Raw genomic sequence first — 22,113 nt, forward strand, 5'->3', positions numbered from 1 at the left:
GTGGGGGATTCCTACGAACACCAAAGTATCCCTCGGCTTTATGAGTAGGCAATCCCCGTAGTCCCTACGGTTAGAAGCCTTAAGGCCTCTTTTCTTAAATTTTGTCCTGCGTTGACATCTCTATCATGATGCATACCACAAGAAAGACACTTCCATTCACGCAATTTCAGATCTTTCACGCCTTTGTTTTTGTTGCCACAATGCGAACAAAGTTGAGAGCTGGCGAATGTTTTTGCTACCACAACGACTTGTTTCCCATACCACTCTGCCTTATACGCAAGCATCGCTCTGAATTGTGACCAAGATACTTCTTGAATTGCTTTCGCTAGCTTTTGATTCTATAACATATTGGATACTTGCAAATCTTCTATCCCAATCACATCGTGGTTTTTGATGATCATAGTAGAAAGTTTTTGCAAGTAATCGGTTCTTGCATTTGTGATTCGTTCATGAATACGAGCCACTTTAATTCGCTGTTTATGCCAGTTCGCTCCACCTTTTGTACGGCGAGACAAAATACGTTGGGCATGAGCGAGCTTCTTCTCTAATACCCGAAACCATTTCGGATTGCCAAATACCTCTCCAGTTGAAAGAATCGCAAAGTTTTTCACACCAACAGCGGAGCCTGTCTTTGGCAATTCTTGCACTTCTACTTCGGCAAGAATCGAGACAAAATATGTTCCACTTGGATTCCTTCTGACAGTAGCGCTCAAAATACGTCCTTCTACCTCACGACTTTTGGCAAACGTAACAAGGCCTAGTTTCGGTAACTTTATTTTATTACCTATAATTGCGATGTTCCCATTCGTATGCTTCGTTGTATATGATTGAACTTTATGCTTTTTCGATTTAAACCGAGGTGCTTTGTTTTGTTTGTTGAAGAATCGTGAATACGAGTCAGCGAGGTTATGAAGAGAAGATTGCAAGTCGTGCTGTCCACTTCTTTTAGCCATACAAATTCTTTTTTGAGAGCAGGTAATTGTGAAGAACAGGTGCCATAGGTTAATCCTTTTCCTGTTTCTTTATATCTATCATTCCATTTTGCCAAAAAGTAATTGAATACAAAACGAGAGCAACCAATTGTTTTCGCAATACGTATTTTTTGTTCTGCGCTAGGGTAGATCCGGAACTTATACGCTTTATGGACGAGCACCACGTTCCACCTCACTTCCTATTTTGGTTTTTCTACATACTTTTTTCACGATATGTATGAGAACGATATCATAATATATTCAAAAAATACTTCTCTCGTATATCATTTCTTCTTTTTTGTCGAAATTCCTCTGTCATCCTTCAAAAATGTATACATATTGAAAGACTTTTATGATGAAACAATTCCTTTCATTGGACCATGGCCTACCCATTCATTAAGGTGGGAGTTTTCTGTCGGGAAATGATAAAAAAAGAAAGCTAACATGATACGAGCCTCCCTCCCCTATCTTCTGTATGTATATCTGTGAGAGTCTCACATTTAGCAAGCAATGCAAAAGAGCCAAACGATCAATTTTTAAATGTATTTGACTACGTCGGTTATTTATTAGTGCGCTTCTCCTTCTGAGAGTAGCTATACATGCGATGAAAAAATTTAAGTAATAACGAAAGAAGAACCCTGTGATTAAACAACGGCTCTTCTTTTCATACTCTTAATTTATTTGTTGAACCTTTCCATTTACATACTCCATAAACCGATCCGCTTGTACAAATTCCTCTTTATACGCTTCGGGAACTTCTTCCACCGTTACATGTCCGCTTGATTTAATTTTCACCTGCACTTTCTCATAGGTCATTAATGCATCTATATACTGTTCATACTCTTTAGAAGTTAATACTTCTTTACTAGATTTATCCCCATTCAATTTATCAAAATACGGCTGAAGTACCACCACTATCTTTTTCATTTCCTCTTTTTTCGCCGGTGATAATTGATCATAATCAATATTACCGTTAGAATCTCCATATGTAAGCTTTGCATTTGTAAGTTTTTTCAAATGCTTTGTAAATTCTTCATATTCCTTTTCACCAATTTCTCCTTTTGCTTGTGATAGTTTAGCATCTAATCGCAAATACCCTTGCAATGTGGCGTTTGCTGCATGTTTCTTCAAATTATCAAACGATCCATAAATACCATCAGCCATAATAGATTGATACGCAAAACCAGTGGTTGGAATTAATAGTGCTGCTGCTAGTACTCCTGTGATAAGACGCTTTTTCATCGTTTTCCCTCCGCGCTTTACTTTTATTTGAATCATTACTTTTTCTTTCAACTCAGGTGGCGGTATAATTCCCTTTGCTTCTTGTATAGATTCCCTTACCCGATACTCTAAACTCACTTCGCATCCCCTACCTCTCCTAAAAAGATTTCTTCTACTTGCTCTTTTTGACGTAATTTCTTTAGCGCCGCATGAATTCGTGATTTAACCGTTCCAACCAGAATATGTAAAATATTCGCTACTTCTTCTTGTGAATAATCGTGTAAATACCGCAAGATAATGACTTGTTTCAATTTGTAAGGTAATTTATGAATGAGAGCGATAAGCTTTTGATTCGAAATCTTGTCCACAACATCATTAGAAAAAGCAAATTCAATCGGTTTTCTCTGTTCTTCAGCTTTCTTGACAATACGTAAACGCATCCATCTTCTTCTCCGATATGAGTGAATTTGTCTGATTGCGAGCCCTATTAACCACGGCCGAAAAGGTTTTTCTCGATTATATTTACTAAGTGATTGATATAACTGTATGTATATTTCCTGGACTACATCATCTACATCTGTTTTTTCCTCTATCAAAAAATGTGCTGTCTTATAAACATCTTGAATTGTCTTATCATACAATTCACTGTATGCATCTTGATTTCCTGATAGAGTTAATTGGATGAGATGATGATAGTCTTTTTCCTGATCCATTCATTGTCCCTCCTTTGTCTTACACTATATATTGGCAAGTAAAAAACATTCCGTTCGATTTTTTAACATATTTTTTATATAAATTGATTTAAACTCAATTACTTCATAACGTTAGCTTATAATCCACCATAACAATTATATAATTTTCCATTTTATGATCAGTGCTTAAAATTAAATGTACAATCTATTTTAAGGGGGATATATGATGAAGGCTATTGTCGTAACTGAATTTGGTGGTCCAGAAACAATGAAGTATAGAGAAATAGATATGCCCACTATTACAGAAAAACAAGTGTTGATCCGTGTTATCGCAACAAGCGTCAATTTTGCCGATATTAAATCTCGCTATGGAAAAAAAGGAAATCGCAAACTACCATTTATCCCTGATATAGATGCGGCAGGACTTGTAGAACAAGTCGGTTCGGATGTAAAAAACATCCGCGTAGGACAGCACGTAATCGCTTTTCCTCTTAATGGATCATATGCTGAATATGTTGTTGCAAATGAAAACCTTACGTTTGTGTTACCTGATGAAGTTGACTTCACGACCGCCGCTGCTTGTCCTATTGTATCTTTTACAAGTTACAATTTGCTTGCAAATGTAGCAAGATTACAGCAAAATGAAACGGTTTTGATTCATGCAGCAGCTGGTGGAATTGGTACAACTGCAATTCAATTGGCTAAGCTATTGGGTGCTAAGAAGGTTATTGGAACAGTCGGAACAGAAGCAAAAAGAAAAATTGCTTTAGAGGCTGGTGCTGACCACGTAATCTGTTATCAAAATGAAGATTTTGTAGAGAAAGTAAATGAATTTACTAATAGAGAAGGCGCAAATGTCATATTAGATTCCATTTCCGGTGCAGTATCAGAAAAAAGCTTAGAATGTCTCGCTTACTATGGCCGTCTTGTTCACTTTGGGAATGCCAGTGGCGAAATTGGCACATTCCAGACAAAAGATTTACATGCAAGTTGCCGTTCCATTCTTGGCTTTAGTTTTGGAACAACTCGTAAGGAGCGTCCTCACTTGCTCCGTCATACCGCCGATCAAGTGTTTCAATATTTACGGGATGGCCGCCTCCTGCAAATTAAAGTCGGTAAACGTTTTCCATTGCAAGATGCAGGGAAAGCACATGAGTGGGTCGAAAGTAGAAAAAGTACGGGGAAAATCATTTTGGATATGAAATAGAGGTGTTATATATGGGATCACGAATTATGCACTTAATTATTGCTGATGGTATTGCAGAGAAATTATCCATTCAAGATCGAACATCTTTCCTACTCGGTGGAGTCGCTCCTGATGCAGTTTATTCAAAAGTCGAAAAAGAAAAGTCCCATTTCTACGCTGGTACTACAAAAAACTATACGAGAAGAATCGATTATGATGCATTTCTTCATAAATATGAATCATTTATAGACTCCCCTTTTATTTTAGGTTATTACACACACCTTATCGCTGATGATAATTGGTTGAACGGATTTTTTCTTCCTTGGCTCAAACATAGAATCGAGCATGACAAAACAATGTTATCCCTATATCATAACGATTTTAAATTGTTGAATGCAAAACTATTACATCATTACGATAAAGAGCAGCAATTTCTTTCTTTTCTTAATCAAAAAGCAAACATACCAAAGATCGAGGAAGTGACTGAAGAAAACGTTCTAGCTTTTTAAAAATTTATTTTCGATGATATGTTGTATCCGGAGCAAGATTTACATGCAGACTTACAAGTGTTTACATTTAATCAAATCGTCGGTTATATAGAAACTGCTATTGAGAAAGGCTTCTTCTTTTTAAAAACTACTAGTGAACTACACACCACTTAACACTCTTACGGGTTGCTTGGAGTGGGTGCTTCTTGAAAATTAGATACTTCACGTTTAAAAGAGCCGAAAGGTTCTTTTAAACGTGAAGTTATTTTATCAATGAATTAATGACGCTCTCAAATTATTAACCCCATTTTCCAAATAGCCTTTTAAACAAGTTAACACATATACCCAGCCCTCTTTTTGTCCTAGCATTTTGTTTACGATTTCCGGGTCATCTTCTTTCAAACCTGATTCATTTACCTCAATCATTGTACTCGTATAATCCAATTCACTCAATGTAATTGTAACAACGGTTTCTTCATCATATCCTCCCCATGAGAATACGATTTTTTTATTTTTCTCAATTTCTAATACACGTATTACAACTTCTGCATTATATTCATCATATCTCCATGTAATCGTCTTGCCTTGTTCCAGTCTTTCAGTTCCGGATGAAAACCAATAATTAGACATTTTTTCAGGATCTACTATAGTTTCAAACACCTCACTAGCCGATTTGAATATTTTAAATTTCGTAATCACTTGCGTATCCATACTACATCAACCCTCTTTCGATATATTTAATAGCTCTTTCCATTATAGAACGAACGTTCCTGTCATTCAAATATCAACATCGTTATTTGACATAGCTTTTTATATTACATACAAAAACAATAAAAAGACGTGACTGCTTTATACATGCCGACACGCCTTTTTACTCTTATTATTCCAATATAAATGGAAGCTTCACATTATCTAGGCTTCTTCTTCCCAGTGAATGCTGGTTTCTTTTTCTTTGGTGCTTTCGGTTTCGATTCTACAAATGTTCCTTTAAACATTTCTTGCTTCTTAAACACAATGCCTAGTTTCTTCGCAAATTGAAGTAATTTGCGCTCTTCTTGCGGTGTAACTAGAGAAACGACCGTCCCCTCTTTCCCCATACGTCCTGTACGACCTGAACGGTGAATATATTGATCTACTGTGTCTGGTAATTCTAAATGAATTACGTGCGTTAAATCATCGATATCTAATCCACGCGCTGCAATATCAGTTGCAAGTAGAATTTCTAATTTCCCTTGACGGAATGCTCTCATCGTCGCTTCACGTTCTTGTTTGCTTGCTTCCGCATGAAGAGCCGCTGCTTTCATTTTACGGAATTTCAGCTTCTCAGTAATTTCATCTAGGCGGAACGGATCATTTAAAAAGGCAACTGCTTTTACATTCCCCATATGCATAATTCTTCTAATGTAATCATTTTTTTCACGACGTTCACAAACGATATACGTATGCTCAACTAAACTTTTTGTTTCCGCACGTTTCACGCGAATGAATTGCGGTTCTACCGCAAAATCACGTGCTACTTCTTCAGCATCTTTCGTCATTGTTGCAGAGAAGAATACTAATTGACGATCGCGCATTGTTGATTTGATTACATCAAAGACTGATTCCATCATCTTTTGTTTTACAATTTGATCAAACTCGTCAAATACAATTGTTTTCACTTCATGCATTTTTAACTTTTTCATACGAATTAATTCTAAAATACGTCCTGGTGAACCAACAATTACCTTCGGATGTTTCTTCAATTTTTCCACTTGGCGCTTAATATCCGCACCACCAATTAAAGACGCACCTGAGATATCAGTTCCAGCTGTAAACTTTTGAACTTCTTCATGAATTTGCATAACAAGTTCACGTGTTGGTGCTAGGATTACAATTTGTGGTTGTTTCACTTCAGGATTAATTTTATGTAAAAGTGGTAATAAGTACGCTAATGTTTTTCCTGTTCCAGTTGGAGATTCAGCTATAACGTCTTGTCCTTCTAAAATGGTTGGAATTGCTTGCTTTTGAATTTCAGTAAACTCTTTAAAACCAGCCTTCTCCCAAGCTTGTTGTAAAAATGGTTGCATATCTTTTATCATTTGTTTTTCTCCTTTATCTCTATTTTTGAAGAAAATGTTGTATTGCTCGCACCGTTTCTATCATGTGAGAAATAACAGCTATTAAATCATCAACATGGTCTTCTGTAATCGCTTTTTGAAATAGAACTTCTACCTTATTATGATATGAAATCGCTTGCTTATTATATTCGTATGAAATTTGTTGCGTAATCATTCGCTCTTTTCCCCAGATAGATTGTAACAATTCTTCAATTTCTTTACAGTCTTCTTCCGGGTGCTGTAAGGAAAATGTAAACCCTAATTTCATTTCACACCCTGGTATAAACTGGGGTACTTCCAATATCTCACCCGATAAATTCTTCGCATCTACAGATAATGAAAATATCGCTTCTACTAGCGTTTCAAACGGTTCATTTAATTGAAATGAAATATTGTATATACGACTTAGCGAGGCAAGGTCCATCATATCTTTTCGATCCGTTACAAGAATATCGCCATGTAAGTCAAAATCATAGACAGCCCCTTCAACGATCACTTTTAAGTTGTCAAAAGCAGTTGGATCAAACATAATTTCCTCCAAAAAACAGGCGCCTTTCGATGGAAAGGCGCCACTTGATGTATATATAGTTTACAGATAAACGAGATGAATTACAACCTTTTAAAATAACCCTACTGCTTTTCCATCTTCATTTACGTCCATTTGAAGTGCAGCTGGTTGTTTTGGCAGACCTGGCATTGTTAACATTGTTCCCGTTAACGCTACAATAAACCCTGCACCGATAGATGGTTTCAGTTCACGAATTGTAACAATAAAGTCAGATGGTCGACCTAATTTTGTCGCATCATCAGAAAGAGAATATTGTGTTTTTGCCATACATACTGGGAGGTTACTCCAACCTTCTCCTGCAAATTGAGTCAATTGCTTACGTGCTTTCGGAGCAAATTCAATGTCTTTTGCGCCATATACCTTTTGAGCAATTGTACGGATTTTTTCTTCTAATGGCAATTCTAATTCATAAAGTGGTGCGTATTTATTGTCACCTTTTTCAATTACTTTTAATACTTTCTCAGCAAGATCCACACCGCCTTGGCCACCTTTTTCCCAAACTTCTGTTAAGGATACTTCGTAGCCACGATCATTACACCATTCTTGTAAGTATGCAACTTCTGCATCTGTATCTGTAATGAATTTGTTAATGGCGATTACGAATGGAACACCGAACGCTTGAATTGTTTCAACGTGCTTTTGTAAGTTTTCCATTCCTTTTGCTAACGCATCTACATTTTCTTCTTTTAACTGATCTTTCGCTACGCCTCCGTGCATTTTAAGCGCACGAATTGTCGCAACGATAACGACTGCTTCTGGTTTAATACCAGCTGCACGCGCTTTAATATCTAAAAATTTCTCGGCACCTAAGTCTGCGCCGAAACCAGCTTCTGTAATCACATAGTCACCTAATTTTGCTGCCATTGTTGTAGCAATAACACTGTTACAACCGTGAGCGATATTAGCGAATGGTCCGCCATGAATGATTGCTGGTGTATTTTCTAATGTTTGTACTAAGTTTGGTTTTAACGCATCTTTTAATAGAAGTGTTAACGCTCCTTCTACACCTAAATCTTTAACTGTTACAGGCTCATTGTCCATATTATAAGCAACGACAATGCGAGATAAACGCATCTTTAAATCTTGAATATCTGTCGCAAGGCAGAATACAGCCATAATTTCAGACGCTACTGTAATATCAAAACCGTCTTCACGCGGTACACCTTGAACTGGTCCGCCAAGACCAATTACTACATTACGCAGTGCGCGATCATTTAAATCAACACAACGCTTCCATACGATTTTTCTTGTATCAATCTTCAGTACATTTCCTTGTTGAATATGGTTATCGATAAACGCTGCTAACGCGTTATTTGCAGTTGTAATGGCATGAAGGTCACCAGTAAAGTGAAGGTTGATGTCTTCCATTGGTACAACTTGTGAATAGCCTCCACCTGCTGCACCGCCTTTTAGTCCCATTGTTGGTCCAAGAGATGGTTCACGAAGTGCAATAACTGCTTTTTTACCAATTTTATTAAAAGCTTGACCTAAACCAACTGTTACTGTTGATTTACCTTCTCCTGCTGGAGTCGGGTTAATCGCTGTTACTAAAACAACTTTTCCGTCCTTTTCAGTTTGTAAGCGCTTAAAAATATCAAGAGATAATTTTCCTTTATAATGACCATAAGGCTCTAGTTCTTCTTCTAAAATGTTTAACTCCGCTGCAATCTCTTGAATTTTCTTCATACTTGCTTCTTGTGCAATTTCAATATCGGATTTAACTGTTGTAGTAGTTGTCATATACCCTAGTCCCCCTTTAATTGGTTCTGCTGATATTGTATCAGTTTTTTGTATTTTCTGCACTTATTTCCCTCCTAAATTTTGCACATTTCTTCAGGCATTATTTTTTCAGCATAAATACCCACAAAAATGTTAGTGCTTGTTGCAGTTCTACTGATAATTGTCCAAGCATTTTTTCATTTACCCCTCGTTTATATACTCCTATACCATCTACGATGTGAAATCCTTGTTCCTCTGCAAGCTGTTCAAATTCCCAAGGCATCATTGTATTACAAACAACATCTTTTCCATATAAACGAGGATAGCTATTTTCACGCGGTTTGGCTGTTGGTCCTAAAATAGCAATGCACGCATATCCATCAGGTCTCAAAACACGCTTTATCTCCTGTAACGCCTGTAATGGCTGTTCTGTCCATTCTAGCGAGTTCACTGCCAATACTGCTGGAAATTGCTCATTTTCAAAAGGCAATAAAGAAAGATCTCCCTTTACAAATGACAAATTAGGCCCTTCTCCGCGTTCCTTTCCTTTTTGAATCATTTGCTCAGATAAATCCACACCGCACGCTTTATATCCTGCGAGACTTAATTTATATGTACCATATCCATCACCGCAACCAACATCTAGAACTGCCACACCATTGTCTACATACTTTTCAAAAAATGGGATGATCGTACTACGACTTCCATGATCCCACATTTCCCCGCTATTTTGATTCCAAGATTCCGCATTATCATCCCACTTTTTTTCTGCGGATTTATGCCAATTAAACTTTGTCATGTTTCTCCCTACTTTCACTCGTTTTCATTCATTCCATTCTACATCATTTTCCTATATTCCTGTTTATTCTCGTGGAGAGATGGATAAGATAGCAACAGACTTATGCATTCTCCAAATTTTGCTTTACTTGGATATAACTCATACTCATGTTCTCTTCTTTATGAAAGATAATAAAGATACACCCAATTGAAAGAGAGAGATGTACATGCCTAAAAAGCGAACACATCATTTTAAAAGTGGTGAAAAAAACGAAGAATATGCAGCTGAAATCACGCCAGGACATCTTCCGGTTAAACATAGACGTAAAGAAATTGCACATGAAATAGAAGGTACAAACACTGGTACACTTATCGGTTATGTAGCACTATTTCTTTCTTTATTCTCAATTGCCTTTTATCCAGTCACCCTCGGTTCCCTTTCCATCTTAATTGGCTTATTGGCTGTTAATTTTGGAGCAAAAACACTTGGATATACAGCTATTGGATTTGGTAGTTTTTCTGTTTTATTTACGTTATTGTATCCACTTGCTTTATCAGCATTATAAAACACACCAAGTATTACTTGGTGTGTTCACTCATGATACAACATAATATGTCCGCATCCGCAGCAATGTTTGGCTGTAATTTCTTGAAACACTGGATAGTTTTCTTCATCCCGTTGTTCAATGAATACCTTTTCAAAACGATACATATTTGGGGCGTATGCCCAGTCTTGTTTCGTACGTGCATATAATGTAGATGAAAAGAATTCCTCTCCGCCACAAACTACACATATTTTTTTCATTCTTATCCCTCCTATGCTTGTCTTACTTCATCTATATGAACATACGCATAAAAAAAAGACCTTCTATCATTAGAAAGTCTTTTCCTTAACAAAAAGAAATGTACCAAACATACCTACTCCGCTATACTCTTTCTTTTTACCAGCTTCTGTTTCAAAAGTTTGTTTCACTGTTATAAAAAATACACCGTTTCGTGTATCCGTACTTACAAACTTCATTTTTTGTTCTTTCTCATCTACATTTTGTGTACATTCAAAGCTATCTTGATTACAAATCAATGCATGCTTGTCCTCTAAATAAGACCTGAAATCAGCTTCTTTCGGACAAGTTAAAAGTAGTACTGCAACAAGAATAATGCTCACAATACCTACTGCTGTATAATATTTCTTCATTTTTTCTCCTTTCAAAAAACAAGAAAACTTGACCTAAATCGTCAAGTTCTCTTAGTCGACAACCCATTGCCACTCTTGTTCTTTCTTATCAAAAATAAGCCAGCCCGTCTCGGTTGCAGCTTCTTTTAATTCCTCTACGTTGTCTAGTACTTCATCCGTACTTTCATACGAACCAACTACATATACAGGAATCTCTAAACCTCTTCTTGATTCAATTTTCCCTGCCAAATCAATGTACAGACCATCTTCCATTAATGGAACAAGCCCAAGAATCACTTCTTTTGAAATTGCTGGGAATATTTTTGATTTTTGAAAGAAAGAAAATCGTTTTTTTCCAAATGAACCGAGTTTGTACGGAATTACTTTGCTAAGCATTCCTACAAAATCAGCAATTCTACGGTAATACACTTTGTTGTACCAGCCGTCATCATGTGAAAAGTAGACAAATCTATTTTTCAATAATGGGAAAAACGCTCTCCCAAGTGGTTCTTTTTTGTGAGCCAAATATAACAATTCTGCAATTTCCTTTGGCTCTAATTCATCTAAATCGCTTGCATCATCAAAATCCACCCAACAAAATTCATCAAATTCATCAATCTCTGCTTTCATTAATTTATGTATGTTTTCTTCTTCAACATATTCGAATAAAGTATGATAGTGAAAATCAGTCCACTCAAAATTATGTTTTAAAAGCAATACTTGATGAAGCGGTGAAGGGATATTACTTGCAAACTCTTCAAATGTAATTCCAGATGTAATAAAACAATGACCCCGACGATTACCATTAATATATATCATATTCTTTACTTGGTCAGATCCTCCAGACAAAGCACCTAGCCACCTTCGTTTTATATGTTTCAATTCTATAGCATATTTTAACATGAAAAATTTTAGAAACATAGAAAAAACTTCAAAAACTATTTACAATTTCATGAGTTTTATTACATACTGATTACAAGAAAAAAAGCCTGTTAAAAAACAGGCTTTTTTACGCGATTTCATCTGGATTTTGCGGGGGATGGGTTTCATTCTGCTTTGCATTTTTTTGAAAAATAGATTGAATCTTATCAATCGTTTGTGGAGCTAACTCAATCACTTTTTCAGCTAGGTGCGTTGCATTTTGTAAATGAAGAATATTCACTCCGTCTTTATTTACTACAAGAAAAGCTACTGGCGTAATTGAAACACCACCTGCACTACCACCGCCAAATGCTGGATTGCCTTGCGCTTTCAGACCATCATTTGTTTGAAAATCCGATCCTCCTGCTCCAAATCCAAACGCTACTTTGGAAACAGTTAACACTACACCACCGTCAGCCGTTTGAACAGGCTCTCCAACAATCGTATTTACATCGACCATTTCCTTTAAATTTTCCATTGCTGCTTTCATTAATCCTTGAATTGGATGATCCACCGTTCATAACCTCCTTTGTCATATCTTTCCTAGTTTTTCCGAAACCTTGTGAACTAAACATAAAATTTTATATTGATTTCAAAAACAATAAGTAATAATATTTAGAAAAAACAAAATAAAGAAGGGGATATTAATGATACGAAAATTAACAAAGGATGATCATGAACAAGTACTGACATTTTTATCCGAGGAAGCAGCCATTAACCTATTCATAATCGGCGATATAGAAGCCTTTGGTTACGATGCAGATTTTCAAGAGTTATGGGGGCAATTTGAAGAGAATGGAGCGTTACAATCCGTATTACTGCGCTTTCATGATTCATTTATTCCATATGGAAAAGATGATTTTTCAATTACTGACTATAAGGTAATTCTTTCACCTCACAAGCCACTGAAAATCTCTGGTAAATCAGACATTGTAGAAAAAATTGAAGATATACATGGTATATATCTGGGCACAAAAAATAAAATGTACTTTTGCGAATGTAAAGATGATACTGCACTACCAACAACAAAGCTTCATACAACAATTCAACTAGCAACCATAGATGATGTTAAGCGAATTATGAAACTTCGAAATAACATTGAAGAATTCCCTCACACAGAACAATCAGAAAAAATTTTAAGGCAATCACTTGAAACAAATACAGGACGTACGTACTACATTGAAAAGAAAGGAGAAATCGTTGCTTCCGCTTCCACATCAGCTGAAAATTCCTTATCTGGAATGGTCGTTGGAGTATGTACGCATCCAGATTATCGCGGCAAAGGAACGACAAGGCTTGAGAGGGATAACTCAAGAGTTAAAACTGTGGTTGTCACTAACAGAAACTATCTCATTAGAGGAGACTACCTATTTTCACTTTATTGGAAACCAATAAGGCTGATTAGGTGGTCTCCTTTTGTGTTTAAACAAAGGAGGAATAACTATGCTGATTAAGTTTGCCATTAAGGAATATTTGGACGAGAAGGAGTTCAATAATTTAGCACCTCGCACAATTAAAGCTTATGGGGATACACTCAATGAGTTTCAACTGTTTTGTTCTGACAGGGAGCTTATAGACACCGAGGATATAAAAGAAAGAACTATCAAGTCCTATCTCATGTACTGCCAACGAGAACGCAACAATGCAGTACTCACAGTTAACACCAAGCTACAACATCTTAAGAGTTTCTTTAATTTCCTTATAGATGAGGAGATCATCCTAGAGAGAAATAACCCAACTAGGAGGCTGACTCAGAATAAATCTGATTCAAAAATAGAAGTCTTTACAGATGAACAAGTGAGGATGATGTTGAGGTACTACAGGAGGCAAAAGAGGGACAAACAGTTTTGGAGTTATCGCAATTACACTATGTTAGTCTTCCTCCTCGGTACTGGAGCTAGGCTTGGTGAGATGCTCAACACTAAATGGAGTGATTGCGATTTGGTCAACTATTCAGTTGTTTTCTATGGAAAATTGAAGAAACAACAGAGTCAACCTCTTAGTGACAAGCTCGTGAAGGAACTATGCGAATATCGTATTTACCTAGAGAGACAGTTTAACGAGTTACCTACTCATGTGTTTACAGACCAAAAAGGTAAACCGCTTACTCCTAACGCTGTAAAGCTTGTATTCACTAGACTAGCTAGGATAATGAGTTTCAAAGGTGTACGAGTGAGTGCGCACACTTGTAGGCACTACTATTGCAGCAAACTGCTGAGAAACGGAGTAGATGCTTACTCTGTGAGCCGACTCATGAGACATTCTTCTATAAAGATGACTGAAAGGTACATACACATTTGGAGTGACTCTCTCAAGGAGACTAACGACAAGTACAACCCTTTGAACAATTTAGATATTTAGACAAAACAAAAGAGCCCTGCTTGTAGTTTGGCGACCACACAGGACTCTCTTGCAACCAATAAAGAAACTCAGAAGGAGCTTCCTTATTTGCTATTGTATCATGCCATTGGTACTAGCTCAAGAGGTGTTCCTTCTCATGTAGGAGGAATATATGTAATGAAGGAACTACGAAAATATCAATCATTTAATTCTGTTGCTGAGATGGACAAAACTATTGATCTTACTCTAAGAGAATATGATTTAAAGGAAAGCGAACGAGTAATACTTTTAAAGTTATCAAACTACTCATGTAAGTTCGTTGGAGTTTCATATTTAAAGAATAACACGTTAGCGGATCTAACAGGATACTCTAAACGTACTATCCAGCGTGCCCTCAAGCGTTTCAGTGAATTAGGTATCATTACTCGTATTGAGCAGTTTAAACCTGTTAGGGGTGGCTACTCAGCGTTCATTTGTGTAATTAATCCTTTCGAGAGTCACCATGATCTGGCATCTTGTAAGGAAGCTGCCGAGCCTACTCCTGAGCAACCTGAGGAGCCATCTCACGAAAACGAAGCCATTACATTTAAAGCTAAAAGCTCTAAAGAATTAAAGATACGTAATAGCGCACCTGTTAGTATTGATGAGTTAGATTCATCTTATTTGGCTAGCTCATGTGTACCGATGGAATTTATCAAAACAGTATCCCCTTTCTTTGGCACAGCTAGGGAAATCTATACTATGTGGGGTAAAGTTAAATTGGCTGCAAGCAAGTATGCACCTGATTTAGCTGATACAACCGAGCTCGCTATCTCAGCGTTTAAACAATCTGTATTTGCTCTGAAGATGAACAAGATTAGAAAAGACTTCAAGGGTTACCTGTTTGGCGTCCTTGCAAAGATGATGTCTGTTGAGCAAAGAAAGCTTAAGTGTAAGCTATTTGATTTCCTACAAGGTTAACCTGATGAGAACTACACATTGTTGTTACTGGTAAGTAATAATCTCTAGCAACTGGTCGTTGTCCTACATCGTGTGATCTACTGAGCTGGCTCATATTGTTAATACTCGATTGTATGCCAAGGGTGGTAACTAATCAGGTACGCAATCGAGAACGACTTCTCAGATTGACTTGTACGAGGTTCTACTTAGGTAACATATACATTTGCACCTATCTAGCCAATATCGTGTGTATAAGCTTATTAGAGGTGTCTATGGAATTATCCCTGCTCAAGGTAAACTTGAGTGATGTTTCCTCACTAAAGAAAACAAACCCAAAAAGTTAAACAAAAGGGTTGCGCAACTTATTTATACCATGTTATGATGAGTTCATAAGCAAGGAGGTGAACACATGCAGGAGAAACAACTCAGATATTTCACCAAGATTATGAACACCTACTCGCTGGATAGCATTGAAGAGGCTCAAAGATTCTACAAACTGTTTAGTGCTCTCAAGTTACTACCACAGAATAAGCGTAAGGAATTAGTAGATCTAGCTTTTGAGCGCATCAATGAAGGTAAATCTATATTGGATAAGTAAACACAAATAGCCCTGCTCGGTGATTGTACTTTGGCGAGTACACCGAACAAGGCTACGCAATTCAGTCGAACCTAAAAGGCTCTTTCCTCCCTATCGTATCATGAGCAGGAATAGCTGTAAAGGTTCGACCTCACAGGAGGCGAATAAGTTGAAACTCAAAAGTTGGGTTAAATCATCCTTGGTAGCTGGCGGAAGTATAAGCTTACTCTACGTAGTCGGTTACGTTGTTTCACTCATGATTGTACACCTGTAAGCATCACCTATCTCGTGTAAACAAATAAAACTAAGGGAGAGATTATTTATGACAACAAACACTATTCAACCAACTAAAATGGATATGATTATGGAGGAGATTGATACGTTAGTGTCAACCTTCCAAGACTCACTATCTCGTATTACTAATAAAACTTGTAAAGTGGATACATTTCAACTAGGCCTTACATATGTGGTTATCCTACGAGCTGGTACAATCTCTAAAACTCTTAGTTTTAACCTGAATGAATTAACTGAGGAGAGTTTTTAACTTAAGAAGTAACAAACTACTATCAGAGTAATACTACCGAGCTGGTTCCCCGAGTCAGCTCTTTTGTTTTCCTCCTCAGATTAACCATTGCAGTAATTGAAATTTAACAGCATCAACCTAAAACTTATGTATCTTTTGACACCAATCAATTAACTCCTCGGTTTGCTGCTGATCTATTACAAAACTTTGAGACCTCTTCTTTGAATCTATATTTATGCCAAAACCTCCTCCATTATTGAAGGGCTGGAAACACATTAGGTCGTCACCGTTATCTAACACCTCAGTGCGTTCGTTGCTACTTAAGATTCTTACAAACTCACGAGCTCGATTTCCTGAAAATTCGCAGTGAACAAACCTTCCTATCTTGTCTGTGATAACAAAGTTCATTAAACCTAAAACAAATTTAATCTCTAGAGTATTACCTGTTGAATTTTTATATTCCAACACAGGAATCACTTTAAATCACCTCCATTCACAAACGATTATAGAGTAGTCTAAAAAGAAAAGAAATAACCTTATAGTCATTTTTTTACGATTGGTCTACTAGGGTAATACTGTACTAATATTCAATAGAAAAAACTCGTTCAAACCAAGGAACTTCACCTCGATAGCCGAGAAACTAGGGAAGTAATTCTCGATGAATTCAACCTTTTTCTAGTATGTACACAAAATAGCCAGCTCACGAGGAGCCAGCTTCAATGTTTATTCCTAGGAGTTTACCATCTATGGTGTATCTAAATGCATTCGTATATCTATCAGTGTACAATTTCATAAGTTGCTGCTCGTTCGTTTCGTCCAGATCAGCTACGTGATGAGCTAGGTGAACTCGACCACCTCGTGAGTATACAACTTCCACTAGATACATATTGATATTGCATCACTCCTTAGTTATTAATCTGATACAGTTTCCAATTGAAGGAAACGCAAATGAGCTTCCTCCTCAGCTAGCCCTGCTAGGTACTCCATCTCGTTAATGATTTCACCTTTGATGTTTTGAATATTAACGAGATTGGATAGCATGTCAACTAAAGGGAAATGCGCTTGCTCGAGGTCCTCAATAGTTTTATCTTTAAAGTGGTGTGTTTGCTTGTAGATTGTATCTGAGGAATGAAACGTATATTGTACGTTTAATCTCATATACTTCATTCGTCTTCACCTCCAAAGTCAAAAAATGCTGACAGGTTCATATTTGTAGGATTCTCTGCATTACCACGAGAGAGGCGATACTTCCTGTTGATTCCTAAAGTCTCAGCTTGTCGGATTGCTACCTCTTCAAAGCTACGAAGGGAAACCTTTTGCTTAATTGCATAGTCCATGCCAACTGAATCTGCTCTCATAGCTTTAATAGAGTTAACAAGAAAACGATCTAGTGCTATTTCATCGGCTGGCTCTAAGTCGTAGTTTTCCTGATACCATGCTAGGGTGTTATTGTAGAAGTCCTTTTCCTCTTGAGTCCACTCTTCACGGAAGTTCTTGGAGTAGATTCCGTGGATTTTATTCCCGGGAGTTAGGTTCTGCATAGCTTTCGCTTTACCTTCTGGAGTGCGTGGCCCTCCATTACAATTATGTGGTCTAGCCATATTAATCTACCTCCTTAGTTATGTTTATTTGATTCCTAAACTAGCAACATACTGCTGATATTCACGCTCAAAAGGTGTATCCTCACGAGGACGTGCTTTTAAGCCTTGCTTGTATAGATACTCGTTGTATTCATCTACTTGAACCAGCTCATCAGTTTCAGCTTTAAAGTCTGTATGAGAGGACATCTTATCCCGCAACTCATCAACCTTTTTTGTTAACTGATCAGCAAACTCCTGAAGTTTAACTAGCTCAGATTCCTCTGCAAACAACTGAGCAGTCTTAACTTGTGGAAATGCTACGAGACTCACTTCTCTAATCTTTGTAGGATTGCCTTTCTCGTCTGCATAGAATGAGATGGATATCTTCTTGGCTAATCCTTTAGCAACACGTTTCTTGACAGTCTCCTCGATGATACGAATCTTTCCCATCAGTTTATTGCCTGCTACACTTACCTCTTCAAGGTATCCTACCGTGTCTTTAACACTCTCACTGTGGTCAAGCTGGACAGGGATCTGCTCCTCTGGTACAAATGAGCTAACCAAAGTAAGCAAATCCTTGCTTGTATAGTTACGACCTCTATGTGTGCCTACCGTGAACAACTCGGCATCCTTTATGAGATCGCCATCTTCGGAGAATGTGCTTAGTAATTCACCTGTCTCATTAAATCTATTAATCTTCATATAATTCACCTCACTAGTTTAAATAAAAAGGGACACCCAGAAGGCATCCCTATAGTTCTACTACCCTACAATATTCTTTAATAGGTAGACACCTTTAGGATCTGTTACGTAAGCTTCAGTGAAGCGTAGAGCACGCAAGATAGTAGTTAAATCCTCATCTTGGTTATACTGACTAGTAGAGAACGGAACTGCATCAGCAATATCTCCAATAATTCCACGTTGTACTAATAGGACATTATCATCAGAGAAAGACTCGTCCACAATTAAGTCTAAGCCTAAGAATGCACCACGGTAGCCACTAAATTGTTTTAAATCTTGATTAACGTACTCAGGGGATGCATCACTATTATTAGAGATGATTCCAAAAGTAGCAGGAGATACAACCATCGTGTCTAGTGTGTAACCAAACTTACTAGCTTCAACTTGAGCAGTTGATAAGTCATTACGGATAGCAATAGCACCATTCGTAGTTTGTCCCTTAGCTGATTGACCAGCAGTTACATTACTCCAGTAGACATCTGTACCAGTACCTGTTTTAGTACGCTGATTGATACCTGCATCGTTTAGAATGCGTTCATACGTCATCGAGTTCACCATGTTAGCAACTGAGTTGGCAAGCTTGTTAAATACTCGCTCGAAGTAACTGTCAGCTCCCCAACGTTGTTGTTCAAATGAGATAGCCGCCTCCAAACCATATTTACGGATCAAAGCTAACTTAGCTTTCTCGCTAATTCCAACACGTTTGAACCCAGAGCTTTCTGCTACTTCTGGTACTTCCTCATAGGAGTAGCGGCCGAACTCATCTGCATCTGCATCCTTAAAGTATTTAACTGATAGAGCATCTACACTAGTCTTCGTCATTAGTAGATCAGCAATCATTTTCTTTCCTGCTAAGTCTTTGATTCGGCGATCTACAAATTCCTTTTTCAATAATGGGTGTTGTCCCAAAGTTAAATCTGCCATATTATATCCTCCTGTGTGCTCAACCTATAGGGAGCTACAAATTATTTGTCCTACTTTAGCTTTGAAGCAAGGTGAGAAACCAACCTTTGTTTATTCAATAGAAGTAGTAAACCTTCGAATCAACTATTTCGGCTCCATCCTATTGGATTTCAGCACCCTAATTTGTTAGACTCAAAGGCTTACTGCCTCCATCAAACAATTGTCTAGTCCTGTTCACGAGTACCGATAAATTGTTGGATACGTCTCAATGTTTGTAAACTGAAGTCGAATTTATGGTGTTTCCATCTAGTCATTACAGACTGTGAGAGTCCCACTCTTGTAGCAATGAACACCAATGGAGTGCCGTGCTTCTCTTGGTAACTATTCAGTTCTTTTCTCACTTGTTCATTCATTTGTTTGTTCACTTGAATCATCCCCCTATATAATCATGTTCGTTAATCTACGAACCTTATTAGTAAAAAAAGTACCTACACAGTAATGGCTGTAACCATGTAGGTTAACCCTCAGGAGGTCATGTGTATTTAATCTGAGATGATATAGTAATCGCTCGAGAGCTCCCCAGCTCCTGTCATGGCATATTACTTAGTATCTATCTCAAAGGACAACCATTTTAAAAACTCTCAAAATTACCCCTTCATATATATAGATACGGGCACTGTGTAGTCTTACTAAAAGTAAAAACTGACAACCACGCCTCTCAAGGCACTTTTCTATTAAGATTACATTTTTGTTACAAATAAATTAAAGGTGGTACTTTAGTGAGCGACGTTTTAACGCACTCTAAAATAGAACACAAAAAAAGCCGGCTCTCAGTGAGCCAGCCAAGTATAAATATTCTCCCTTTTGGTCATCTTCCTTGGTTGTATTTTTATTGGTGCAACTTGAGATAGTGCATTATCGAGAGAACCAAATTCAGACTCGATAGCCACAAGCAATTGAGTTCGATCTCTAGATAATCCTACCTCTGTGATCTGCTTATTAAAGTATTTCAATTCAGCTAATATTTCTAGAATTGTTTCTTTTGAGTAAATGCTCATTGAGTTTCCTCCTCGGTTTATCAAAAATCACTTGTATTCTCAATAGTTATTTGATAATATAGAGGTAGGCATTGGTAGTGCCTACCCAGTTACATAAACTTATACAATTAAACTAGTTGGTTGTGCCTCTGCAAAGGTACAGCCTTTTTTGTTTGCCTTCTTAAAACTCATTACAGAAAGAGAAGCTTCCTCAATGTTATCAAGAAGCTCCTCGAAAGTTATCTTCTTAGCTTGTCTACTTACAGCTTTAGGATCTAGGCAGATAGCATCCGTTATAGTTTTAACCTCTACAATTAGCCTAGCTCGGTTTAATTCTCCCATGAGCTTATTAACAGTTGGTTTAGACAACCCTAGTAAATCAACTAAGTGAGACCGCTTCAATAGCACAAGCTTTCTTGTGTCCGGCTCATCAGGATTCTCTACTATAAGGTTTGTTTTCCAGTTCATATGAGTCAGCAATAGAGCAAACAATCCTAAAGCACTCAATGATAAGTCCCTTGCTTTCTCGTGTAGATGTGCTTTAAATAGTTTTACTGTCTTGTATTCTCCCTCGAGTTTGCCACAAATGTAAACCGCATCAGTCATATCTACGTAGGTCGTCTTCCCTTCAGTCACTCGTTGAATAACTCCATTAGCTTCCAACTCAGATAGGATACTATTTACTTGCCTTGTAGTCTTGTCTAAGTGGCGTGCTAACTCTTTTACGCTTACACGTTTTCCTCTATCAGTAAATAACTTTCCATCCTCGCCAAACCTCATACAGGTTGCTAAATATAGGAGTAAGCCATGTTGTTGCAATGTTAGGTTTTCCTTAATAGTTTCATATCTTTCCTTAATAAGTCTACTGTGATGAGTCATGTCTTTACTGCGTTGCTTGTCCAAATATTTGCTATAAGCTTCCTGTTGAGCTGGGCTTCTAAAGTCATACCCTAACTCGATTATTTCCTCTACAGTCATACTTTTTATTTCCTCTGTTGTTAACTTCATTCATTCCCCTCCTCGTTTGTTTGTACCCCTATATTTTACCATAAAATAGGCTAAATTTCAATAGATATTCAACATATAGTATATATTTTTCAGAAAAAATCTACATGTAGTGATTGCTCTAATAGTGTTCACAATAAAAAGTGTAAAAAAACTTCCCGATTATCCCAAAAGTGTAAAAAAAACTTCCCGATTCAAAGTGACTTCAACCTTAGAGCCACAAGGGATAGAGCCTATTTTAGCGCGAGAACCCTTCTTCTATCTTATAGAAACTAACTAGGCTATCTCGGCAATATAACTATAAAAAAAGAAACTATTTAGATTTCTATCTCTAGGCACAACAAAAGGAGCTACCCTTTAGCGGCAACTCCTAGAGTTCATTCTTCTCAAAACAATAAATACAAAAACCTGAGACGGTGATCTATATAGTTTACTATCAAGTATTACCTATCTCGTTTACGAGAAGATTGCAACCTGATAGGAATTCTCTATTTGTCCATCTCATATAGTTCTTTTTGTTTTTAATTATTTAAAACCTTAATACCTATATGAGGTAGGATTAATTAGTTTATACTCTATGGATTTATCTTTCGGTTTCACCGAAGAGTATATTCTATAGAGGTAATCCTAATTCGTATCCGTCTCGTAAGTTATT

Annotated in this window: 25 protein-coding genes and 3 pseudogenes; 8 read left to right on the forward strand and 20 right to left on the reverse strand. The window is 37.2% G+C overall.

Features of this window, described 5'->3' with window-relative positions:
* Nucleotides 1-38: 38 nt before the first annotated feature.
* The 3 genes and pseudogenes from tnpB to AC1M36_RS08895 form a co-directional block, all read right to left on the reverse strand.
* Nucleotides 39-1,153: pseudogene (gene tnpB / locus AC1M36_RS08885) on the reverse strand (IS200/IS605 family element RNA-guided endonuclease TnpB).
* A gap of 490 nt (nt 1,154-1,643) precedes the next feature.
* A complete protein-coding gene (locus AC1M36_RS08890) occupies nt 1,644-2,330 on the reverse strand; it encodes a DUF3600 domain-containing protein (protein WP_479845765.1) in 687 nt (228 codons plus the stop codon).
* Nucleotides 2,327-2,905 (reverse strand): sigma-70 family RNA polymerase sigma factor, encoded by a 579-nt coding sequence (locus AC1M36_RS08895; protein ID WP_336453635.1) that lies wholly within the window; start codon nt 2,903-2,905, stop codon nt 2,327-2,329. The genes AC1M36_RS08890 and AC1M36_RS08895 overlap by 4 nt, the downstream gene beginning before the upstream one ends.
* A 205-nt stretch (nt 2,906-3,110) precedes the next feature.
* Between AC1M36_RS08895 and AC1M36_RS08900 the strand changes: the two genes are divergently transcribed.
* Together AC1M36_RS08900 and AC1M36_RS08905 are read left to right on the forward strand one after the other, a co-directional pair.
* Entirely contained in the window at nt 3,111-4,091 is a 981-nt protein-coding gene (locus AC1M36_RS08900; RefSeq protein WP_336453636.1) for a quinone oxidoreductase family protein, read from the forward strand.
* A gap of 11 nt (nt 4,092-4,102) precedes the next feature.
* Nucleotides 4,103-4,732 (forward strand): annotated as a pseudogene (locus tag AC1M36_RS08905) (hydrolase).
* Between the two features lie 96 nt (nt 4,733-4,828).
* Here the strand turns inward: AC1M36_RS08905 and AC1M36_RS08910 are convergent.
* The 5 genes from AC1M36_RS08910 to AC1M36_RS08930 all read right to left on the reverse strand — a co-directional run bounded on the left by AC1M36_RS08910 (nt 4,829) and on the right by AC1M36_RS08930 (nt 9,740).
* Complete coding sequence (locus AC1M36_RS08910) at nt 4,829-5,269, reverse strand: SRPBCC family protein (RefSeq protein WP_336453637.1); 441 nt, start codon at nt 5,267-5,269, stop codon at nt 4,829-4,831.
* A 197-nt stretch (nt 5,270-5,466) separates the two neighbouring features.
* Complete coding sequence (locus tag AC1M36_RS08915) at nt 5,467-6,636, reverse strand: DEAD/DEAH box helicase (RefSeq protein WP_479845766.1); 1,170 nt, start codon at nt 6,634-6,636, stop codon at nt 5,467-5,469.
* A gap of 19 nt (nt 6,637-6,655) precedes the next feature.
* Nucleotides 6,656-7,183 (reverse strand): hypothetical protein, encoded by a 528-nt coding sequence (locus tag AC1M36_RS08920; RefSeq protein ID WP_336453639.1) that lies wholly within the window; start codon nt 7,181-7,183, stop codon nt 6,656-6,658.
* Between the two features lie 90 nt (nt 7,184-7,273).
* Nucleotides 7,274-8,962 (reverse strand): formate--tetrahydrofolate ligase, encoded by a 1,689-nt coding sequence (locus tag AC1M36_RS08925; RefSeq protein ID WP_431613235.1) that lies wholly within the window; start codon nt 8,960-8,962, stop codon nt 7,274-7,276.
* A 100-nt stretch (nt 8,963-9,062) separates the two neighbouring features.
* Nucleotides 9,063-9,740 (reverse strand): class I SAM-dependent methyltransferase, encoded by a 678-nt coding sequence (locus tag AC1M36_RS08930; RefSeq protein WP_431613213.1) that lies wholly within the window; start codon nt 9,738-9,740, stop codon nt 9,063-9,065.
* A 205-nt stretch (nt 9,741-9,945) separates the two neighbouring features.
* Here AC1M36_RS08930 and AC1M36_RS08935 point away from each other — a divergent pair, with 205 nt between their 5' ends.
* Nucleotides 9,946-10,284 (forward strand): permease, encoded by a 339-nt coding sequence (locus AC1M36_RS08935; protein ID WP_336453641.1) that lies wholly within the window; start codon nt 9,946-9,948, stop codon nt 10,282-10,284.
* A 26-nt stretch (nt 10,285-10,310) separates the two neighbouring features.
* Here the strand turns inward: AC1M36_RS08935 and AC1M36_RS08940 are convergent, their stop codons facing one another.
* The 4 genes from AC1M36_RS08940 to ytfJ form a co-directional block, all read right to left on the reverse strand.
* Entirely contained in the window at nt 10,311-10,523 is a 213-nt protein-coding gene (locus AC1M36_RS08940) for a hypothetical protein (protein WP_018783022.1), read from the reverse strand.
* Nucleotides 10,524-10,592: 69 nt separating this feature from the next.
* Complete coding sequence (locus AC1M36_RS08945; protein ID WP_336453642.1) at nt 10,593-10,913, reverse strand: hypothetical protein; 321 nt, start codon at nt 10,911-10,913, stop codon at nt 10,593-10,595.
* A gap of 51 nt (nt 10,914-10,964) precedes the next feature.
* Complete coding sequence (locus AC1M36_RS08950) at nt 10,965-11,741, reverse strand: oxalate:formate antiporter (RefSeq protein WP_174102119.1); 777 nt, start codon at nt 11,739-11,741, stop codon at nt 10,965-10,967.
* Between the two features lie 160 nt (nt 11,742-11,901).
* Nucleotides 11,902-12,327 carry a GerW family sporulation protein gene (gene ytfJ, locus AC1M36_RS08955; RefSeq protein ID WP_336453643.1) on the reverse strand — a complete coding sequence of 142 codons (426 nt, stop codon included), beginning with the start codon at nt 12,325-12,327 and terminating at the stop codon, nt 11,902-11,904.
* A 133-nt stretch (nt 12,328-12,460) separates the two neighbouring features.
* Here ytfJ and AC1M36_RS08960 point away from each other — a divergent pair.
* From AC1M36_RS08960 to AC1M36_RS08980, 5 genes and pseudogenes are all read left to right on the forward strand, one after another.
* Nucleotides 12,461-13,111 (forward strand): annotated as a pseudogene (locus AC1M36_RS08960) (GNAT family N-acetyltransferase); the annotation flags it as partial.
* A 145-nt stretch (nt 13,112-13,256) separates the two neighbouring features.
* A complete protein-coding gene (locus AC1M36_RS08965) occupies nt 13,257-14,174 on the forward strand; it encodes a tyrosine-type recombinase/integrase (protein WP_479845767.1) in 918 nt (305 codons plus the stop codon).
* Nucleotides 14,175-14,330: 156 nt separating this feature from the next.
* Nucleotides 14,331-15,113: a helix-turn-helix domain-containing protein gene (locus tag AC1M36_RS08970; RefSeq protein ID WP_479845768.1), complete on the forward strand. Its 783-nt coding sequence runs from the start codon at nt 14,331-14,333 to the stop codon at nt 15,111-15,113.
* Nucleotides 15,114-15,501: 388 nt separating this feature from the next.
* Nucleotides 15,502-15,690: a hypothetical protein gene (locus AC1M36_RS08975; protein ID WP_479845769.1), complete on the forward strand. Its 189-nt coding sequence runs from the start codon at nt 15,502-15,504 to the stop codon at nt 15,688-15,690.
* 301 nt (nt 15,691-15,991) lie between these two features.
* Nucleotides 15,992-16,213, forward strand: coding sequence for a hypothetical protein (locus AC1M36_RS08980; protein WP_479845770.1), 222 nt, complete (start codon nt 15,992-15,994; stop codon nt 16,211-16,213).
* A gap of 117 nt (nt 16,214-16,330) precedes the next feature.
* Here the strand turns inward: AC1M36_RS08980 and AC1M36_RS08985 are convergent, their stop codons facing one another.
* The 8 genes from AC1M36_RS08985 to AC1M36_RS09020 form a co-directional block, all read right to left on the reverse strand.
* Entirely contained in the window at nt 16,331-16,669 is a 339-nt protein-coding gene (locus AC1M36_RS08985; RefSeq protein WP_479845771.1) for a hypothetical protein, read from the reverse strand.
* A gap of 435 nt (nt 16,670-17,104) precedes the next feature.
* Nucleotides 17,105-17,359, reverse strand: coding sequence for a hypothetical protein (locus AC1M36_RS08990; RefSeq protein ID WP_479845772.1), 255 nt, complete (start codon nt 17,357-17,359; stop codon nt 17,105-17,107).
* Nucleotides 17,356-17,793, reverse strand: a complete 438-nt coding sequence (locus tag AC1M36_RS08995) for a hypothetical protein (RefSeq protein WP_479845773.1) — start codon at nt 17,791-17,793, stop codon at nt 17,356-17,358. The genes AC1M36_RS08990 and AC1M36_RS08995 overlap by 4 nt, the downstream gene beginning before the upstream one ends.
* A gap of 24 nt (nt 17,794-17,817) precedes the next feature.
* Nucleotides 17,818-18,474 carry a hypothetical protein gene (locus tag AC1M36_RS09000; RefSeq protein WP_479845774.1) on the reverse strand — a complete coding sequence of 219 codons (657 nt, stop codon included), beginning with the start codon at nt 18,472-18,474 and terminating at the stop codon, nt 17,818-17,820.
* Nucleotides 18,475-18,534: 60 nt separating this feature from the next.
* A complete protein-coding gene (locus AC1M36_RS09005) occupies nt 18,535-19,437 on the reverse strand; it encodes a phage major capsid protein (protein WP_479845775.1) in 903 nt (300 codons plus the stop codon).
* A 203-nt stretch (nt 19,438-19,640) separates the two neighbouring features.
* On the reverse strand, nt 19,641-19,841 hold the full coding sequence (locus AC1M36_RS09010; protein ID WP_479845776.1) for a hypothetical protein: 201 nt from the start codon (nt 19,839-19,841) through the stop codon (nt 19,641-19,643).
* Nucleotides 19,842-20,246: 405 nt separating this feature from the next.
* Nucleotides 20,247-20,474, reverse strand: a complete 228-nt coding sequence (locus AC1M36_RS09015) for a hypothetical protein (RefSeq protein WP_479845777.1) — start codon at nt 20,472-20,474, stop codon at nt 20,247-20,249.
* A 99-nt stretch (nt 20,475-20,573) separates the two neighbouring features.
* Complete coding sequence (locus AC1M36_RS09020; RefSeq protein WP_479845778.1) at nt 20,574-21,461, reverse strand: MarR family transcriptional regulator; 888 nt, start codon at nt 21,459-21,461, stop codon at nt 20,574-20,576.
* Nucleotides 21,462-22,113: the final 652 nt, after the last annotated feature.

This window comes from Bacillus sp. Medicinal_06, assembly GCF_056711665.1.

Coding starts and splice junctions, on each gene's coding strand:
- AC1M36_RS08970 (WP_479845768.1), top strand. CDS start 14,331: ATGAAGGAACTACGAAAATATCAATCATTTAATTCTGTTGCTGAGATG.
- AC1M36_RS08945 (WP_336453642.1), bottom strand. CDS start 10,913: ATGAAGAAATATTATACAGCAGTAGGTATTGTGAGCATTATTCTTGTT.
- AC1M36_RS08975 (WP_479845769.1), top strand. CDS start 15,502: ATGCAGGAGAAACAACTCAGATATTTCACCAAGATTATGAACACCTAC.
- AC1M36_RS08925 (WP_431613235.1), bottom strand. CDS start 8,962: ATGACAACTACTACAACAGTTAAATCCGATATTGAAATTGCACAAGAA.
- AC1M36_RS09000 (WP_479845774.1), bottom strand. CDS start 18,474: ATGAAGATTAATAGATTTAATGAGACAGGTGAATTACTAAGCACATTC.
- AC1M36_RS09015 (WP_479845777.1), bottom strand. CDS start 20,474: ATGAGCATTTACTCAAAAGAAACAATTCTAGAAATATTAGCTGAATTG.
- AC1M36_RS08940 (WP_018783022.1), bottom strand. CDS start 10,523: ATGAAAAAAATATGTGTAGTTTGTGGCGGAGAGGAATTCTTTTCATCT.
- AC1M36_RS08965 (WP_479845767.1), top strand. CDS start 13,257: ATGCTGATTAAGTTTGCCATTAAGGAATATTTGGACGAGAAGGAGTTC.
- AC1M36_RS08980 (WP_479845770.1), top strand. CDS start 15,992: ATGACAACAAACACTATTCAACCAACTAAAATGGATATGATTATGGAG.
- AC1M36_RS08900 (WP_336453636.1), top strand. CDS start 3,111: ATGAAGGCTATTGTCGTAACTGAATTTGGTGGTCCAGAAACAATGAAG.
- AC1M36_RS09020 (WP_479845778.1), bottom strand. CDS start 21,461: ATGAAGTTAACAACAGAGGAAATAAAAAGTATGACTGTAGAGGAAATA.
- AC1M36_RS08920 (WP_336453639.1), bottom strand. CDS start 7,183: ATGTTTGATCCAACTGCTTTTGACAACTTAAAAGTGATCGTTGAAGGG.
- AC1M36_RS08930 (WP_431613213.1), bottom strand. CDS start 9,740: ATGACAAAGTTTAATTGGCATAAATCCGCAGAAAAAAAGTGGGATGAT.
- AC1M36_RS08995 (WP_479845773.1), bottom strand. CDS start 17,793: ATGGCTAGACCACATAATTGTAATGGAGGGCCACGCACTCCAGAAGGT.
- AC1M36_RS08915 (WP_479845766.1), bottom strand. CDS start 6,636: ATGATAAAAGATATGCAACCATTTTTACAACAAGCTTGGGAGAAGGCT.
- AC1M36_RS08935 (WP_336453641.1), top strand. CDS start 9,946: ATGCCTAAAAAGCGAACACATCATTTTAAAAGTGGTGAAAAAAACGAA.
- AC1M36_RS08910 (WP_336453637.1), bottom strand. CDS start 5,269: ATGGATACGCAAGTGATTACGAAATTTAAAATATTCAAATCGGCTAGT.
- AC1M36_RS09005 (WP_479845775.1), bottom strand. CDS start 19,437: ATGGCAGATTTAACTTTGGGACAACACCCATTATTGAAAAAGGAATTT.
- AC1M36_RS08990 (WP_479845772.1), bottom strand. CDS start 17,359: ATGAAGTATATGAGATTAAACGTACAATATACGTTTCATTCCTCAGAT.
- AC1M36_RS08895 (WP_336453635.1), bottom strand. CDS start 2,905: ATGGATCAGGAAAAAGACTATCATCATCTCATCCAATTAACTCTATCA.